Origin of the sequence: Wolbachia endosymbiont (group A) of Melieria omissa (assembly GCF_964031125.1) — a bacterium.
GTDB classification, from domain to species: domain Bacteria; phylum Pseudomonadota; class Alphaproteobacteria; order Rickettsiales; family Anaplasmataceae; genus Wolbachia; species Wolbachia pipientis.
In genome coordinates this window covers 1,063,555-1,082,829 of the sequence record NZ_OZ035007.1, presented here as the reverse complement: position 1 = coordinate 1,082,829, position 19,275 = coordinate 1,063,555, and the positions used below count along the sequence as shown (strand labels likewise).

At 33.1% G+C, this 19,275-nt stretch carries 9 protein-coding genes and 4 pseudogenes; 8 read left to right on the top strand and 5 right to left on the bottom strand.

The window, feature by feature from the left end; genetic code table 11:
* Positions 1–67: 67 nt before the first annotated feature.
* Together ACQH2Q_RS05070 and ACQH2Q_RS05065 are read left to right on the top strand one after the other, a co-directional pair.
* A pseudogene (locus ACQH2Q_RS05070) lies at positions 68–259 on the top strand (DUF2924 domain-containing protein); the annotation flags it as partial.
* Complete coding sequence (locus tag ACQH2Q_RS05065; protein ID WP_425383423.1) at positions 252–1,736, top strand: recombinase family protein; 1,485 nt, start codon at positions 252–254, stop codon at positions 1,734–1,736. The pseudogene ACQH2Q_RS05070 and the gene ACQH2Q_RS05065, both read left to right, overlap by 8 nt.
* Before the next feature lie 471 nt (positions 1,737–2,207).
* Here the strand turns inward: ACQH2Q_RS05065 and ACQH2Q_RS05060 are convergent, their stop codons facing one another.
* Both ACQH2Q_RS05060 and ACQH2Q_RS05055 read right to left on the bottom strand, forming a co-directional pair.
* Positions 2,208–5,123: an ankyrin repeat domain-containing protein gene (locus ACQH2Q_RS05060; RefSeq protein WP_425383422.1), complete on the bottom strand. Its 2,916-nt coding sequence runs from the start codon at positions 5,121–5,123 to the stop codon at positions 2,208–2,210.
* 1,112 nt (positions 5,124–6,235) lie between these two features.
* A complete protein-coding gene (locus ACQH2Q_RS05055) occupies positions 6,236–9,463 on the bottom strand; it encodes a hypothetical protein (RefSeq protein ID WP_425383421.1) in 3,228 nt (1,075 codons plus the stop codon).
* Positions 9,464–9,550: 87 nt separating this feature from the next.
* Between ACQH2Q_RS05055 and ACQH2Q_RS05050 the strand changes: the two genes are divergently transcribed.
* Complete coding sequence (locus ACQH2Q_RS05050) at positions 9,551–10,876, top strand: IS4 family transposase (RefSeq protein ID WP_264339118.1); 1,326 nt, start codon at positions 9,551–9,553, stop codon at positions 10,874–10,876.
* A gap of 622 nt (positions 10,877–11,498) precedes the next feature.
* On the opposite strand, the gene ACQH2Q_RS05045 is transcribed toward ACQH2Q_RS05050, so the two are convergent.
* On the bottom strand, positions 11,499–12,374 hold the full coding sequence (locus ACQH2Q_RS05045) for an Rpn family recombination-promoting nuclease/putative transposase (protein ID WP_425383420.1): 876 nt from the start codon (positions 12,372–12,374) through the stop codon (positions 11,499–11,501).
* A 233-nt stretch (positions 12,375–12,607) separates the two neighbouring features.
* Here ACQH2Q_RS05045 and ACQH2Q_RS05040 point away from each other — a divergent pair.
* A pseudogene (locus tag ACQH2Q_RS05040) lies at positions 12,608–12,730 on the top strand (XRE family transcriptional regulator); the annotation flags it as partial.
* A gap of 370 nt (positions 12,731–13,100) precedes the next feature.
* Here the strand turns inward: ACQH2Q_RS05040 and ACQH2Q_RS05035 are convergent.
* Together ACQH2Q_RS05035 and ACQH2Q_RS05030 are read right to left on the bottom strand one after the other, a co-directional pair.
* Positions 13,101–13,262: pseudogene (locus ACQH2Q_RS05035) on the bottom strand (phage terminase large subunit); the annotation flags it as partial.
* Positions 13,263–13,375: 113 nt separating this feature from the next.
* Positions 13,376–14,316: pseudogene (locus tag ACQH2Q_RS05030) on the bottom strand (IS5 family transposase).
* Between the two features lie 40 nt (positions 14,317–14,356).
* Here ACQH2Q_RS05030 and ACQH2Q_RS05025 point away from each other — a divergent pair.
* From ACQH2Q_RS05025 to lepB, 4 genes are all read left to right on the top strand, one after another.
* Positions 14,357–14,515, top strand: coding sequence for a hypothetical protein (locus ACQH2Q_RS05025; protein ID WP_425383419.1), 159 nt, complete (start codon positions 14,357–14,359; stop codon positions 14,513–14,515).
* A 952-nt stretch (positions 14,516–15,467) separates the two neighbouring features.
* Positions 15,468–16,493 (top strand): Fe(3+) ABC transporter substrate-binding protein, encoded by a 1,026-nt coding sequence (locus ACQH2Q_RS05020; protein WP_010082338.1) that lies wholly within the window; start codon positions 15,468–15,470, stop codon positions 16,491–16,493.
* 203 nt (positions 16,494–16,696) lie between these two features.
* Complete coding sequence (locus ACQH2Q_RS05015; RefSeq protein ID WP_006280416.1) at positions 16,697–17,584, top strand: aspartate carbamoyltransferase catalytic subunit; 888 nt, start codon at positions 16,697–16,699, stop codon at positions 17,582–17,584.
* Between the two features lie 940 nt (positions 17,585–18,524).
* Positions 18,525–19,271, top strand: coding sequence for a signal peptidase I (gene lepB / locus ACQH2Q_RS05010; RefSeq protein WP_010962911.1), 747 nt, complete (start codon positions 18,525–18,527; stop codon positions 19,269–19,271).
* Positions 19,272–19,275 lie beyond the last annotated feature (4 nt).

Genomic DNA, 19,275 nt, shown 5'->3' with positions numbered 1-19,275 from the left:
AATATATAAAATAGTTTTTTCGTTTCCTTTCTTCCTTATACCACTTTTCCTTAACTTGACGCGTATGGTAGAGGGAACAGAGCTAATATTAGAGAGAGGGGAAGAGACTCACGCAGTAATGGTAACAGATAAGGGTTTAATCTACAGAGAAGAATTTTTCACATCATTATCAGCAGTAGCCGGAAAAATAATGGGAATGAGTTACAATGGGCCGCTCCTATTTGGTTTGCGTGATCAAAAGGGAAGGGAAAATGTGTAAAGGGATAAGATGTGGAATATATACGAGAAAGTCAAATGAAGACGGTCTAGAGCAGAAGTTTAACAGTTTAGATGCGCAACGAGTAGCATGTGAGAAGTACATAAAGAGCAAAGAAGGCTGGGTAGCATTGGCCAAAAGGTACGACGATGGAGGTTTCTCAGGAAAGAATTTAGAAAGACCAGCAATAAAGGAATTATTTGAAGATGTAAAAAAAGGAGAAGTAGATTGTGTAGTAGTATATACGCTAGATAGATTATCAAGGGAAACAAAAGACAGCATCGAAGTAACATCATTTTTTAGAAGACATAGAGTAAATTTTGTAGCAGTAACGCAGATATTTGACAATAATACGCCAATGGGAAAGTTCGTACAAACGGTGTTATCAGGAGCCGCACAACTAGAAAGAGAAATGATAGTAGAGAGGGTAAAAAATAAAATAGCAACATCAAAAGAACACGGACTATGGATGGGAGGAACTTTGCCGTTTGGGTATGATGTAAAAGATAAAGAATTAATAATAAATGAGAAAGAAGCAAAAATAGTAAAGCATATATTTGCAAGATATTTGGAGCTGAAGTCAATGGCAGAGTTGGCAAGAGAGTTAAATAGCCAAGGGTACCATACGAAATCAGATATCTTTAAAAAAGCGACGGTGAGAAGAATAATAACAAATCCAATATATGTGGGAAAGATAAGACATTATGACAAACAGTATGAGGGAAAGCATGAAGCAATAATAGAAGAGGAAAAGTGGAAAAAAGCACAAGAATTGATAAGTAATCAACCGTATCGAGGAGTAAAATATGAGGAAGCGCTACTAAAGGGAATAATTAAATGTAAGAGCTGTGATGTAAATATGACGCTGACATACTCAAAAAAAGAGAATAAGAGATATCGATATTACGTATGCAACAATCATTTAAGGGGAAAGGGTTGTGAATCAGGAAGCCGAAATGTAATAGCAGGAGAAGTAGAAAAAGAAGTAATGAAGAGAGCAGAAGATTTATATGAAAAATGGGAAGAAAAAGCGGAAGAGTGGAAAAATTTAAGTTTTGGAAAGCAAAAAGAAGTAGTGAAAAAGTTAATAAAAGCAGTATTTGTGAGAGAAGATGGAATAGAGGTGCATTCTGAATCAGAGGAAAAATTTATACCAATAAAAAAGAAAGGGAACAAATGCACAGTAGTAGAACCAGAAGGAAAAACAAATAATGCGCTACTGAAAGCAGTGGTAAGAGCCTACCTGTGGAAACGGCAACTGGAGGAAGGAAAATACGAAAGTGTGAAAGAGCTGAGTGCCAAAATTAATATAGGTACAAGACGTATACAGCAAATTTTGAGGTTGAACTATTTAGCACCAAAGATTAAAGAAGACATAGTAAATGGGAGACAGCCAAGAGATTTGAAATTAGTTGATTTGAGAGAAATACCGATGCTGTGGAGTGAGCAAAGGGAGAAATTTTACGGCTCAGCGTCGTAACGTTTATAAAAACAACAATATGAAAAAACATCGAAAAAAGTATGTGCCAGAAAATTAAAAGAGGTTATTGCAAAAGGAGCTACTACAAAGGGCCACACAAAAAGATGTTGAAATTGATATAGAAGAGCAAATAAATGTTACAAAATCAATTATGTAGAAAATCAATATAAGTGATGAAGATTTTAGCATATTAGGTGCAACAATGGTAGAAGATGTATCCAATTTTAGCTGCATATTTTAATAGTAGATTTAGAGGAAAATTCTTTAAACATCAAAAAAGGCAATACTCTAAACTTCAGCACACAACTCCAGGAAATAGTACATGTCGAGCAATCTATAGCCCCTTTTGAATCTGAGAGTGTACTTGAAAATCCATAAACATTAAGTAAACTTTTTAAATAAAATAGTTTCTTTTTCAACTTACTAAATAAACTTCTCCCATCATTGCTGTGTAACAAATCATATACAAAGCTATGGTCTACTTACAAGCAGTGCCTTCTGTTGATGAGATGCTTTTTCTATCTTTAACTCATCCATACTACAGCTTGGCAAGCTTGAATAGCATAAGGAATCTTTTTGTTCTTGCGTTTGTTTTGCCAAGGCCTTATTTCTATAAAGTAGGGGTTGAAAATGATCATGGCCTCCATTTACCATATGTAAGACACTATTGTGACTATAATCTATCTTACCTGCTTTTGATCCTGAGCTATCTATTAACTGATGCAAGAACGGATCTTGTTGCTTATCAATAGTGTGCAATGGGTTACTTTCTGCAACATGCAATTTCACACCATACTTATCACAAAGTATTCTGCCCTCGATATCGGAACGTCCCCAAAATTCATTCTTTCCAATGCTATTGATATATTGGTTACACGTAATTCCACGATTTACGAACTCACCTTCAACCTCATCAAAGTCATTGCCAATTTTACTTATAAACCACTCTGGAGGATTGTCTTGCGCAAATCTCTTACACTCATTCCTTAACTGCTCTACAGTAACTTTGATTCCCTTCTGTTGTTCCAGACTTTGCCTGAATGAATCAAAAAAACAGCTTCCATTATTGATTGCGTGCCCTAAATAGAAATCATCAGGTATGTTTGATTTTTGCTCTTTATCACCTTGTTTTTCTGCCTTTTCAATAATTTCTTCCTCTAAACCAAAAATCTTACTCCAGTTGTATTTACCTTCTAACCCCAATTTTTTACTTTCCTTTTCTGCTGCTTTAGCTAAGTCTGTTTTAGAAATATCCCCTTTTTCTTCATAGAACCTAGATAAAATTTTAAAGATATCTATCAGGTAAGTTTTTACGTCAAAATTCTTCTCCTTTTTTACAATATTAGACTCAATATTGCGTAAATCTTGTAATAACTTATGCCTTCTAGCAATTTCCTCCATAGAATCCCTTCTTAACTCTTCACGTTCTGTCCATTTGTTGTTAGACTCGCTTATTACTTCAGGATGCATTAATTTTCCAGACCTTTCAAAATATCCCTGTTCAATAGCACAGTAGACACAATAATCACCAAGTGCACAATCCTCGCCTAATTCTTCTTCATGACCTTTGAATTTTTCCAATACTTCCTCTCTATTACTCACTTCTACTATAATTTTGCTTTTATCTTGTACGTCAGGATACAGTCTAACGTCTATATTTCCCAAACTGGTATAGAAAGTTAATACTATATCGCTGCCTTCTGTAAGATCTGTGTAATTCCTTATGCCATCTTGGGTTATAATTTCCACCTCACTTTTGCCAATTTTTATTACACTCCTTCCATATCCTTTTTCTCCTTGAGGTATTCCTAAATTCCTTGTTCTATCTGTGATTTTTGCAACATCTATTATACTATCCTCTGAGTATTCTAAGTAAGATACACTGTTATCGATTTTTCCATCACACAGTTGACCACTGGTAGCATCCCTTGCAACTCTAAAAAATTCTTCAGCATAATTAATGTACTCTACATGAGCCTTGATTACATTAGCTTTATGATCTTTAAACTCTCGTTCTATTGTATCAATGACTTTTAAACTATCTGAGTTTTTTAACTTTGCTCCTCTCGATATTAATGCACATACTATATCACTGGCAATTCCATAGCTTCCTTCTAACTTAGCAATTTTTTCTAGTACGTGATCTGCAAAGTAATAATCTTTGTCTTTAGCAAAATTTAATCTCATTCCAGAAGCTATAATCTCATTTACAACTTCCTGTAGTTCAATCATGCTTTTAGCTTTTACTACCTTACTCAAAAACTTATTTAGCTTAGCAAGTTGATTTGTTTGATACATCTCTGACAAGAGACTATCACATTTTTCACAATTATCTTGCTTATTACCTACAAAGTCAGTTGCTCCTGCTTTTAAGAGTAAAGCTTTTACATCAGGAAATTGACAAAACGGCCAAATTGAACTATCACCCTTAACATTTAAAACTATCTTTAAATCTTGGTTATTTTTATGTTTATCTAAAAATTTTTTCAGATCTTCAACACCTGGACCATAAGGATTATCCCAATCTTCATCAGAATCTGTAGCTTTAACCATTTTACGTAGTTGGTCTCTTAACTTTTTTTGGTTGTCAGTTAAAAAACACTCTATAATATTGTTGCTATCAATTGCAATTTGCAGTGGGGTTTTTCCATTGTTATTTTTTATGTTTAAATCAGCTCCTTTGCTTATGAGTAAATCCATAACCTTTCTGCTATAATCATTACAATTAGCAGCATAATAGTGTAAAGGTGTATTACCTTTTTTATCTTGTATATTTGGATCAGTTTTTGCATCTAAGAGATACTTTAGACCTTCATACTCACTGGAATAAATAGCAGTATCATGCAAAAGTGTTTTACCTTTATTATCCTGCATATTTAGATCAGCACCAGCTTTGAGAAGAGGATGAATGGCTTCATCGTGTGCGACAAACACATTCAATACTGTTGTTCCTAGATGCCCTCTTTTTAGATTAAGAACGTACTTCAGGTCTTTATTTTTCTCGTTACTTTCTAAAAATTGCTTAAGATTTGAAAATGAGTCATAATTTCCCATATTAAAATCTTTTATAATACTATTGAGTAATTTTTGATTTAACTCTTTTTGACTCTCTTCCAGTTTTAAGTGAGGTGCATGAATAAGCCACTCATCTATTAAATCCTCTAAGTATTTTTTATCATCTATCAAACTTCTATCAGCCCAAAATAAATCTCGCTTAATGAATTCATAATAACTATCTACTGGTAATTCAGTTGCTTCTGTTTTTGGGCTACCTATTTCTGAACACTCTTGTCCAGCGCTTAGGTCACACTTCAGTTTTTGCTCATCAGTGTGTTTACTTTGTTCACTGATAGGTTCTGAAATATATTTTACTGACCCTATACCCATATTACCTCCTAGCCCTAGATATAGAATATATTATATAGAATGTGTAGTATGTGTCAAGCTAATTTCAACATAATCTTTTTACTACTCATATTTTTGTTAAGTTTTTATGGTGAGTACTGCTAGGTTAAAAGTTGTTTATTACTGGAAGTTTTAGCCAATTTTACTATAGATCAACAAAATTGAGAACACCAGCTATATTGAATATATAGGAATATGATGCTTTAAAGGAGTACGGAAACTGCTGAAGTTTTTACAGCAAACCTGTATAGAGCAACTTCAGCAGAATAAACAAATACATGCCAATATTAGTAGAGAACTATTTACAGGTCAACTAACTTTTTCAAAACATATTTTAGTGAAAGTACCATGCTAGTTAGTGTTATAAAAAATTCAATTGTTTACTCCTTCAAAAAAGGGCGTATCTTTGTGAGAACAAGCAGCTTAAAAATAAGGTTATAAAAATAGAAGTTTGAAATCTTTGCAATAAAGTTAGGCAAAATAGTTCGTATGTAGATGTGGGTGAAATGGGCTAATGTGGTTAGTTTTAGCGTATAATAAAATTACCGTATAAAAAAGTTCGTACGGTACACATGGTAGACCAACACATCCCAAAACAAACTCTTCTCACGGCCCTTGGTTTTGAGCGCTGGAAATGGCTGTTTTATTTAAGTTCTTAGTAAAATACATTAATAAATCATTATTACTCCACTTGCAAATGTATAGAATGCAATTCTTTTTATTAATACTTGTATAGAAATATTCCAAACTCCTCTACAACTTTTTCTGACTAAGGCCACTATGTTCTACAATAAATATTTGACATATACAGCGTATCTTACGTTTAAATTATCTGACATCCAAAAATCAAGGAAGGCATTTTTAATGAAACATAATCACACATATGGAACGAACAATTTGAGGTTTTTTATAGTTAAGAGATCGTTATTTATTGGAGTAGTATCAGTCTGGTACTGCATGATCACTCAACATAAAAACGCCGCAAAACTATATAGAATTTATAAACCTACTACCAGTGACATGGTAGGAAAACGAAATTAATATAGTATTCCCTACCACACACTTGTAAAACCTTAATAAAACATTGAAATTTACTACTTACCCTTAGAACTACCTGCAGAATTAACCTGAACTATGTTAAGGGCTTCTGTTATTTTAGTAGATACTCCATCTTTTTCAAGATCTATATCTTCCATTTTTTTTAATTTCTCTTGTTTATCTTTTAACAAATCATTCAGATTCTTGTGCATAGTGTCATCTCTTTCCAAAGACCCTCTTGCCATTACTATTGCACCTGTCAGTACTTCACATTCTTTTATTTTTAATTCTTTATAGCTATCCTCATTTTTGAACTTCTCATTATGAACCGCATCAAGAAGAGTGACAATACTACCAAACTTACCCTCACGAATATACTTCCTAATTAGTGATTTTTCTGCCTCATAAAAAGCAGTTCTTGATGTTTTACCACCTCTTATTTGGTCGTCACCTTTCATTAGGTTATTTTCCACCCATTGTGTAATCAAGTCAGGGTTATTATTATTCACTGCATCACATAAGAAATCTGAGTGTGCTCCTTCAAATGCCACCTGTAAATTACTTTTACGTTTTTTCATATAACCTCCTTTATATATATTTTCCTTAATACCTTTTCCTTTTAAGCGTTGTTCAATATCACTGACACCGCCTTCTCTTGGTAGTTTTTCAATATGAGTCTCATCGATACCACCTTCTTCTGGCGGTCTTTTAGTATCACTTTCCTCTATAATGATACTGCTTGCTTCAGAAAAAGACTGATTTTGTTCTTGATATTTTTCAAGTGTTCGATTTACCCAATCATCATTTAGTACTTCTCCAATTCTTTCGTGAAATGGCGCATTAATATAGTCTTGCTGTACTAAATCTATAAAAGACTTTAGTATCTTTTGCATTCCATTTCCTAATCCTTCTTCCACTGCACTTTCCATAAAACCATCCTTCAAGTACCTGTATGGCACTAGATGAATAATAACATGAGAAACAATTTTACTAGATAGTATTTTTCCTATTAATTTATTAGCCATTCCTGAACGAAATATTGCTTTATCATTATAACCTTTTGCTTCATTTATTTTTAACCTTCTATATTCATCTCCTTCTTGTACTAAATATTCTGCTTCTCTTATACCACCAGCAGAAGGATATACTTTGATAGCATCCCCTGCCTCTCTTCTTGGCGCTAATACTCTTTTTTCCAACGGTTTAAAATCAAATACTTCATACAAATGTTTTGCTACATGATTATAAAGAACATCATTTAGATTATTTTTATTAATCTTCCCATTATAATTACCTAAATCTTGACTATGTGTTCTAATAGTAGAATTACACTTTTCATTATAATCATCCAAATATTTCTTACTTTCTTTTTCATTGATATTATATGAAGTAGTTTTTAGTAAAGAATTTAAAACACTCAACGCACATGCTGTTCTCTTTACTATATATCCTTCATTATTCACAATTCTAATACGAAGATTATAATCTCCGACTATCTCTTGAGTGATTTCGTCATGTAGCAATACACTAAACACCTTTGCTTTAGTTTCTTTTGCATCGTTTTGGCTCTCATATAAACGAATTTCTTCTGATAGAGTATTACCTTCTTCAGGAAAAGCAGCATGTATGTCTTGATTAAACATAGTTAATATTATTCTGGCAACTCCCTCACACATTATTGTAACAGTGTTTATATCTTCTGCAGCTAATCCATCAGTTAGATAATCAATTCCATGGCTTATGTATTTTCTAAGTCTTGCATTAAAATCAGAGCGAGCTTTTTTTATTTTTTCTTCTGTAAAAATTTTTTTGCTATTAATGGCTTCTATAATCTCTTTATCGTATATTAAGTGATATTTTTTACGTTGTCCTTTTTTAGTTTCAGTCGTGAGTTTAAATTCATCATATTTACCAGAAGAAATAACCTCTTTCTCTTTAAGATTATTATACTGTTCTTCTGTCAAACACAAACCTTCTCTGCTCATTACTAGTGGAGTCATAACTTGTTCTACCATGTTTTTCACATATAACTCGTAGTCACCTTCTGCTTTTATTACACTTTCAATAGCACTCTTTACCGAAGAATATGATATAACATGACGCATTTGTTTTGTAGAACTTCCCAATACCTTTGGACGTCCTACTACAGCGATTTTAGTATCATCTTTACTATCAACTATAATATCTACTAGCACATCAGGACTCATCTCTATTCTAAGAAGATTTTCTAAAAACTTATACGCGTAAGCCTTATCATGTCCTTTAGGTATATTTCTTCGGGCAATTGGTGTAGAAGCACGTACAGGAGAAAAAAGACTACGTGAACCAAAGCCCCTGATTGATGCTACAAATTCATTATATGGACATTTCAACTCTCTAGTAAATTCTTGCTTTTCAGAAAATGATTTACAGACTAATTCTCTATCATTCCCCTTCCTTTCTTTTCCTGTGAACATTTTATACTCTTGAAACACAAATGCTCGTTTTTTCCCTTCAGTATCGCTATCAGGTAGTTTGTTTCTTACCAATTCCATCTCTTCTTCACTGAATCTTGAGTCAGGACTGTTTATTCTATAAGAAATAGTATAGCACCTTACAATTTGTTGACCTTCTGAGTCTCTTTTATTAGTTAAAACAGCAAACTTCAAATTTCTTTCTTCAACGCAGTCTTGATTATTGTAACGACCTAAATAAATTACTTCAACGTTCCCAAATATATCAACAAAATGCGAAGATTCGCCAAGGTAACCTTCGATCTTTTTTTCAAGATCATTAAGAGGCTCACCACTTCCTCTGTCGTTTTGTTTTCTCAATATTGGAATAAAATGACCATGGCCTCTATTTATTATGTGTATAGTATTTTCCTCATTATAATCTATGTTGTCCACATTCTTAGAACCTTCTTCACTATTTATGATCTGATTTGTCCATACCTCTTTTCCATCCACAACATGTCTTTCCATAACATACAGTTTTACACCATACTTTCCACAAAGTATTCTACCTTCAACTTCGGAATCACCCCATCTATTGTTATTTAGAATATTTTTTGCATAAGAATCTGGAGTTTTCCTACGCACTACACCATTATTGTCATAACTGTTAGCAATAGCATTTATGAACCATTCTGGTGGGTTATTTTGTGCAAACTCTTTACAATATTCTCGCAGTTCCTCAACAGCAGCGCTCATTCCTAATTGTCCTAGTCCTTGCTTAAACGAATCAAAAAAACAGTTTCCATCTGTAGTTGCTTTTCCTACACGAAAGCCTGGAGGCAAAACCATACGCGTCAAGTTAAGGAAATAAAGGTATGAAAGAGATAGAATAATAAGGTATAAGTTCTCCCAGATATACTTTTAGTGAGAGAACCAATGAATAAAATAACTTGCTTATCAAAAAAGCTCAAAGAATTTTTTAATGAAAAAGCAGAGAAAATCTCAATTACAACAAGGTTTATAAAAAGAAAGAGAAAGCTAAAAGGTTCATCATTCGTAAAAGCCATGGTCTTGGGTAATATAGGAGTTGATAATTGTAGCGTAGAAACAATGTGTCAATTACTAAACGAGGACTCGATAGATATAACAAAACAAGGTTTGGATTTTAGATTTACTGAAGAAGCAGTGGAATTTATGAAAAGGATGTATAATGAATCTGTGATTCTCTTTAAAAATATCTTGCAAGTTGATTGCAAAATCTTACAGCAATTTAATAGTGTTAAATTATTGGACAGTAGCTATATTACTCTACCTAACAGTATGGAAGAGATGTATAAAGGTTATGGTACTAGCTACAGTGGCTATGAAAGCAATACTAAGTCTGGAATAAAGTTACAATTAGTTTTCGACTACATGAATCAGATAATAGACCAACTTAATTTAACGGAGGGGGTAAGATCAGACCAGGGATATAGGAAACATTTAAGTAATATATTAAGCAATGATTTGCTAATATCTGATCTCGGTTATTTTGTGCCAAGTTCTTTTAAACAAATCAATGAAATAGGAGCTTATTTCATAAGTCGTTATAAATCCGATACCAACATATATGATGTAGAAACAAATCAAAAAATGGAGTTATTAGAATGTTTAGAGGATAAGTTATTTTTAGAAAACGAGGTATTGTTAGGAAAAGAAGCAAAAATTAGAGTAAGAATTATATGTCAGAAACTAACTGAAGAACAGTCTATGGCCAGAAGAAGGAAAGCTAATAGATTAGCAAGATCGCAGGGATATACATCCTCTAAAAGAAATCAAAAATTGTTGAACTGGTCAATATTTATAACTAATGTTCCAGAAAATAAAATTAGTGCTGAGCAAGTATTAACGATTTACAGAGTAAGGTGGCAAATTGAGTTATTATTTAAATTGTATAAAAGCCATATCAGGCTTGATAAGCTAAAAGGAAAGCCATGCAGAGTATTATGTGAACTATATGCTAAATTGTGCGCAATTCTTATATTTCACGGCATAGTTGGTTGCACAGAAGTGAAAAAGAATACAGAACTTAGCTTAACAAAGGCATTTATTGAGCTAAAAAGGCGGGTTAGAGAGTTATTTTTAGTATTAACCAAAATTAATAGTTTAAAAGCATTTCTTAAAAAACTCACTATAACTTGGTCGCGATTTTCATTAAAAGACAAACGTAGAAGGGCTAGAGTATCCACTTTAACCTCTCTAAATTTGCTCACAATCTCTTAACTTGACGCGTATGGGAGGCAAAACTGGCTCATTTTCTTGCATAAACACCCTCACAAATAAACATACAAAAACTTACTTCAACCAATACAACAACGAAATCACTATCATACAATCAACACCACGATTAATTAATTGCCTACAATACTGCAAGCCACTTACTTATAAGACTACGATATCAACTATGCTTTTATTGTCAAAAATTATTTGACTAAAATAAGGATAAAAATTTTATTTAGGTTTATATCTTCTATGAAAGTGTAATTGTATATAAGTTCTCTAATTGCATAAAAGTCAATAATAATTTTTTATATCATGAAAAATATTTTTTGATGTAAAATTCAGCTCTAATACAACCTTTTATTTACTATCGTATTATCTTATTCAATCAAAAGGTATCCGTTCAAGCAATGGCGTTAAGTTAAGGAAAGATTGTCTAGTATAGCAAAATTTAAAGTAGGTGTTTTATTTGTTACATTTATTTTTTAGAGCATTTTTATCTAGAGTAATCGTATAAACCACTAACCTTATTAATTACTATCTAAAGTGGTTTTTTCCATCCCCTTTTTTTCTTTATGCCACTTTCCCTTAACTTGATGTATATGCTTTTTTGAACATTTTCGTATTAATCCTTTAATTTTCGGATCTCATCTAAAGAGAGGCCAGTGATTTCAGCGATAACATCAATAGAGACACCGGCCTTGAGTGAGTTTTTTGCAACTTCGATTTTTTCTTCTTGTCTACCTTTTTCTTGACCTAACCTAAGACCCTCATCAAATTTTTGAGCTAAAGCAGCTACCTCATCCATTATACGTTTTTTCATTTGTTCATATGCTAGTAACTCTTCTTCTGACCAATTAAACTTATTCATTTCTTCATAAGCTCGTTTTATTATTACGTCACTACCAACTATCTTATCTAGATCCTCTTCCCTTGTTTCTGCTGCATATCGGAAAAAATAACACCATTTTTCTACTATATTTTCTAGTTGGTCTTCTTTTGTCTTTATAAATTTAGGTAGTTCTATGAATACGAAGTAAAAATCCTTTAAGTCATGTTCAAAGCTATTTTGATCTAAAATGACATGATTAGATTTGTACTCAGTCTTATCTGGAAAAATAATACAATCAGCAACAGCTATGAAGATAATTTCCTTGAGATTATGATAATTATCACCTTGATCAGCTTGACTTGAGTAGGCTTTAGCAGCATAATATTGAGCACGTTTTTCGAAGCCTTTGGTCCTAGTGAACTGCATTTCTATAATATATCTGGAACCTTGAGAGTCTTTACAAAGAACATCAACAATACTCTGCTTTTTAGCGGCAATTTCAGGGTCCAAAATGGTAGCTAAGAATTCAACATCGTGAATAGCAGCTAAACCAGTAAAGCCTAAAATATCGTTCAAGAAATGAATGAGGATATCTTTATTCTTTTCAGTGCCAAATATTCTTTTAAAAGCATAATCATTGCGTGCATCAAGAAATTTCGAAAGAGCCATGAGAAAAAAAACTAAAAAGCATTAATAATTATACACAATTATGAAGAAATATTCAACTAAAATTCAAACATAGAAAGAAGCATCCCTCTTGTATATCTTTATTTGGTAGTATAGCTCTTTTTACAATAATCCGAACAGATCATAATATGCTACTGCTCTACCATAGCCATAAGCACATATCTTATCCTATTCGGACTATTGCGAGAAGTGCTATATTAACCTGTATAATATTTATGGCAAATATCTCGATAAGGTACAAAATAGCACAAAAAGTAAGGAGCTGGAGGTTAAAGAGAAAATATACTCTGAAAGACTTAGTAGACAAAACAAGCATAAACTACCACACGCTGCTAAGATGTATTAAACAAGATTTAATCTGACACTTTAAAAAAGTAAGTTATAAAATAATAAAAGAAAGGAGTGTTAGAAATGAATACAATACAAACAAAAATATTAAAACCAAAACTAGGTTTATTAGAGCTAGCAAAACAGCTCGGGAATGTATCTCAAGCCATACGCGTCAAGTTAAGGAAAAGTGGTATAAGGAAGAAAGGAAACGAAAAAACTATTTTATATATTAAGTAATAAAGTTATTAATTTATAGATTCTTCTGAAAAAATTATCTTCTTCTAGATAAGAACTCCCTAAAAAAATAAATGTAACAAATAAAATGCCCATCTCAAATGTTGCTATATTTCACGATATTTCCTTAACTTGACGCGTATGCTTCATTGAACGCGGAGGCATATTGAATATTATTCGCCTCATTTTGCCAACATTTGCCGCTTCAAGTCTGTCTGCTATGACTTTTATATACTGATAATCATTATACTCACACCCCGGCACCACCGTTTGAAAGCACAGTTCAATGAATTTTAGAAAGTTCATGATATAATGTTGAAAGATGTCATCCAAGTAGCCCCTTTCTTGTCATCCCAGTGCTTGACACTGGGATGGCTTTGTTGCATCGCTCTTCGGATAGTAGGTAACGCACAATAAATTTATGAAGCTATCTCAAATTTAGCCATACCAATATCAGTGAACTTATTGAGCAAATAGCATTTAACAAGTAGTTCCTTCTCTCTATTTGTCTCAGATTTATTCCTAAAACTAAACCCGAATGTTTGTTTCAGTCGCGAGAAAAAACTTTCTATATAAGATCTTTTTCCGTAGTTTGTTTGCCTTTTCCACCTCTTCATTCCATCTTCGCTGCATGATTTTATTAGTCTAATTGCAGCATTTCTCTCAGCCATATAGTCTAACTTTGGATGCTCTGCTGCGTTGTTTTTCGGAGGAATTTTCGTTTTTATACCATATTGATTACACAGCTTATAGAGCTTTTCTCTGTCATATGCCCTATCTGCATATAGTACTTTTATGACATACTGAAAATCGACTTCTTTTAGCAAATCACAAGCTCCATAGTGATCAGCCGTTACTGTATTTTACAGCTATGGCTTTTTTGCTGTTTGTATTCAACATTACATGCAATTTTCTTGTCTGTTCATAGCTGCGATACTTTCTATCTTCGCTATTTTCTTTGCTATGACCAGGAGTGTTGTTGTATATACTAATTCCTGTACTGTCTATAGCAATTTCGATATCTTCCATATTATTTTCTGCAATCATTGATCTTAATATTGAGTTTCTTAAACCTTCTTGATGATTGTGAATAGCTGATAACTTGCAAATTTTTCCCAATTTGCTCAAGGTATCCTGCTATAAACCCAACTGTTTGCCTCAGGCCTATTCTAAATAAACAAGTTATTATGTGCACCAAAATTACAACTTTATCGCTATAAATATTGTTGCCACCTGGTATTTTTGGACCATTCTCGTACCACTTTTCTATGGCTTCGTTGATATAATGAAAAATATTTCCTCTTTTTTCTAGAAATTTGTTATATTCGCTATGGTTACTGACCCTCATTTTTTGTGGCATATTTTTTCTTCAACAGTTAAATCGCTATTTATAATGAATTTTGTCAGTAATCACTAATTTTTCTGCTGCTATGCAACAAAGCCCACTGGGATCCAGGAAAAAGAATGATGTCATGAAAGTAGCTTTCCATCCAAGAGAGTGTCATCCCAGTGTCACGCACTGGGATGGCTTTGTTGCATCGCTACTTATGAAAGGCTAACTATAGTTAGGATTATAAGTAACCTATTGAAAATCTTGTTTTTTTGCAATCAATCTGATCAAATTTAAGAATAGTAATTTATTATTTACATTAATAAATTTAATTCTATTGAAAATAGCTAAAGCATTGAAATTCTTGAATTTTAGCCGGATTAGTGAGTGGTAGTGAAATTTCTTTTACTCAAATTTAGGTATTCACTGACCGTTCTTGTTATAAATACCAGAATAATAAGCTACTGATATTCTCCATCTTTTTTATCTTTAATCCATCATAGCTAGCGATGCAACAAAGCCATCCCAGTGTCAAGCACTGGGATGACAAAAAAAGGAGCACTGGAATGACATCATCCTTTTTTTGGGATTCCAGCGTCACGCGCTGGAATGACACCTCTCTTGGGCTCTCTTAGCTATAAATATTAAGGAATTTACCAAACGAAAAAAAAGGCAAAAGAAGCCCCGTGGTTGGCTAATTACTTACATTATACTTTCAAGTATGGCGTTTTTTTATTCTAAACGCTTAATAACCGCGATTTAGTTGCTTTTAAGCCGCAACTAATCTAAATTATAAACATTAAGAAATTTACTAAACAGAAAAAAAGGCAAAAGAAACCCTAGGGTAGCTAGTTATTCACTATCCATTTTTTAAATCGGCGTTTTTTAATGTTTTAAATAGCGCATTTCAGCTTATATTAGGTAAAAACCTAGAAATTTTATAAAGACATAAGGTGCACATAGTGCAAAAAATTAAGCATGATTTACGCCAAATACATTAAGTTTTTTGTCATTAATCCACTGCAGAGATTGCGAAGATAAATAAATAGCTTCAGTGTTATAATAAGGGGGCTGGCGAAGCTTGTCAAGGAAGTTTTTATGATTTATCTAACGAACTTTACACTTGCTAAAGTTGTACCATCTTGGTAACTTTAACTGAAAGAAGTTATTTTTTATCCAATATGAAAAAAGCCTTTATATTCACATCCTTAATAGCAATTATATTGATAGTTATTACTTATTTATACAGAAACGACGGAACTAATGACTCACAAGTGGTAAATGTTTATTCATCGCGCAAAGAAGAATTAGTACGTACTTTGTTTGATGAATTCACGAAAAATACAGGTATTAAAGTACGTTACATCATTGATGATTATTCTCAGCTACTTTCACGAATGGAAAACGGTGGTGAAGCTGACTTATTTTTGACTGCTGATGCAATCAACTTAATTCTAGCAAAAAAAAGAGGACTTTTATCTCAAGTAGATTCAGAGGTTTTAAAAAGTGTTATACCTGCAAGATTTAGAGACAGTGAAGATTATTGGTTTGGTCTTACAAAAAGAGCTAGGATATTGGTTTACAATAAAGAGTCAGTAGACCCTAAGGACTTAAGTACTTATGAAGATTTAGCAAATGAAAAATGGAAAGGAAAAATATTAGTGCGTTCTTCTACAAGTCCATATAACAGATCGTTAATTGCTTTTATGATTGCAAATAATGGTTTTGAAAAGACGAAAGAATGGGTAAGCGGAATTGTGAGCAATATGGCAAGAAAACCAAGTGGTGGTGATACTGATCAAATTTACGCCGTAGCAGCGGGTGAGGGAGATGTTGCAATAGTAAACAGCTACTACTTTGCGAGAATTCTTTCATCAGAAAATAAAAAGAATGTTGCAGACAAGCTAGGGGCTTTTTTTCCTAATCGCAACGATCACGGTGTAATGGTAAACATCAGTGGTGCAGCAGTAACAAAAAACGCAAAAAACAGGGAAAATGCTATAGTCTTATTGGAATTTTTAGTAAGCAAGCAGGCTCAAGAGTTATACGCTAAAAAAAACCAAGAATATCCTATTATTGAAGGCGTTGAAACTTCCGATATACTAAAATCTTGGGGAAATTATTCACAAAGTGATTTGCCTCTAAGTGAACTTGAGAAGCATCTTTTTGAGGCTGTTATGATAGCGGATGAGTGTAAGTGGAAGTAATCCCCAGCGCCACTAAACATTGGGATGAAAGATTTATGCTAATATACCTTACTCTTGACTCGCTGAACTTTTTCTTCCTTCTAACTTAATTTTGACTTTACTATCTTTTTCCGTTCTTTCACCAAAACAATTGCTGCACAAGAAGTCTATTGAAAAAAGGTAATAAGAAAGTAGAATAGGTTCAAGTAGTTGAAAAGGAAACTATGAACAAGAGAAGGAATTTGTTAAACATCTCAGACCTTACAGTCGATGATGTAGAAAATATAACTAAGTTGGCCAACCAGTACCTTAAAAAAGAAGTTGCAAATAGTCATATCTTGGAAAATAAGACAGTAATAAATTTATTCTTTGAAGATTCAACGCGTACACTTGCGTCTTTTGAAATAGCAGCAAAAAGCCTTGGAGCAAATGTTGTAACTTTGCCAATAAGATCTTCTTCTATTAACAAGGGAGAAGATCTAAAAGACATGATCAAAACATTAAATGCAATGAATCCTGATTACATAATAATCAGGCATAAAAGTAGTGGTATCATTAATACACTGGCAAAGTATGTTAACTGCTCGCTAATCAATGCAGGCGATGGAAGTAGTGAACATCCAACTCAAGCTCTTGCAGACTATCTTGTAATCAGCAATCACAAAAAGCAAATAAAGGACCTCAAAGTTGTGATATGTGGAGATATTCTGCACAGTAGAGTTGCAAGATCAAATATAAGATTGCTAAAAATGTTTGGAGCAGAGATAAACTTGGTCGCACCACCAACTTTGATTTGTAAGCATTTTCCTGAAGTAGATTCAGTCCATTATTCATTAATTGAAGGTATAAAGGATGCTGACGTAATTATGCTTTTGAGATTGCAGAAAGAGCGCATGAATAATAGTTCTTCAGAGAAAGAATATTTTTATTTGTATGGACTTGATTCACAAAAGCTATCATACGCAAAACCAGATGCGATTGTTATGCACCCAGGGCCAATAAACAGAGGGATTGAGATTAGCAGCGATGTAGCAGATTGTGTTATTTTACAGCAAGTAGAATTTGGATTGGCAATACGTAAGGCAGTGTTGCACTATTATAGGCCTTGCTAATATTAAAAGATGCTACACAACTAATGCAAAAAGGGGGGGCATGAAATGACAAGGCTTGTAAATGGTTTGAGAATGGCCATTAAGATGTTAAGGCCGAGGATATGGTGTGGAAGTTTTTACGAAAGCCTGAAGTCAATCAACAACCTTGCAGAACGGCAAATTAGACGGCTATCGTAAAAACAGCTTTTTCACCTGGTCGGAACATGGAGAAAGATTTGTGGAAAGAATGTTGTCGATATTTTTGACATCACGTCTCAATGGCCAAAATCCCTTCCAAAAGTTACGACTGCTTAGTTCTTTATTCATTCTCACAATCCGTGAACGGTTACAACCTGGATTCCAGTGGGCTTTGTTGCATCGCTAGCTATGATGGATTAAAGATAAAAAAGATAGGGAATATCAGTAGCTTATTATTCTGGTATTTATAACAAGAACGGTCAATGAATACCTAAATTTGAGTAAAAGAAATTTCACTACCATTTACCAATCCGGCTAAAATTCAAGAATTTCAATGCTTTAGCTATTTTCAATAGAATTAAATTTATTAATATAAATAACAAATTACTATTCTTAAATTTGATCAGATTGATTGCAAAAAAACAAGATTTTCAATAGGTTGCTTATAATCCTAACTATAGTTAGCCTTTCATAAGTAGCGATGCAACAAAGCCATTCCAGTGTCAGCTACTTTCATAACACCATATTACCTTAACAAAAGCAAATGTTCGTACAGATGTGCATCAGCTACTTTCATCTGCCACCTGCAAATTGCAATGTTCGTACAGTTATGTGTCACGCTACTTGGATGACACCGTTGAAAGAAATGAACCGCCTTTTCAAAATCGTTTTGAATAGAGGAATAACATTCACAAGTAAAATTTCATATTACCATTTTTTAATTTATGTATTATAATAAGCTTAATCTATAAGAAAAACAAAGTTGGAAGAACTAAGCAAAAACTGGGTGATAAGAACGGGAAGATTTTTATCTTCATTGTTTTTTTTACTGTTGATTGCGCTGTCAATACGTAGTTTTTTATTCGAGCCATTTCATATACCTTCTGGTTCAATGAAAAGCACCCTACTTGAAGGGGATTACATTTTTACTAGTAAATATTCATACGGTTACAGTAAACACTCATTTCCATTTTCTCCAAACATTTTTAGCGGCAGGATTTTTTATACCCCTCCAAAGCGTGGCGACATAGTAGTTTTCAAACCCACAAGAAATGACAGCATCAGGTTTGTTAAGCGAGTAATAGGAACACCAGGTGACAAAGTGCAAATGATAGAGGGAGAATTATACCTAAATGATCAGAAAGTAGAGCGAAGGCAAATTGAAAGTTTTTTTGATTATGAGTCAAATCGTAACATACCAAGATATATAGAAACGCTTTTAAGTGGCAAGGAACATGAGATTTTGGTAGATGACATTTCTAATAAGCTATCATATAACACTCCGGTTTATTATGTACCTAACGATCAATTTTTCGTTATGGGAGACAATAGAAATAATTCTTTAGATAGTAGGTTTCCTGAAGTTGGTTTTGTACCAATGGAAAATATCATTGGGCGTGTAAGCATAGTTGGTTTATCATTTAAATTAGGAAAGGTCGATTGGTTACCATTTAATTTCAGGTTACCTGTTGCTTTGAGATTAAATAGGGTATTGCACAAGGTTGTGTAAGCTT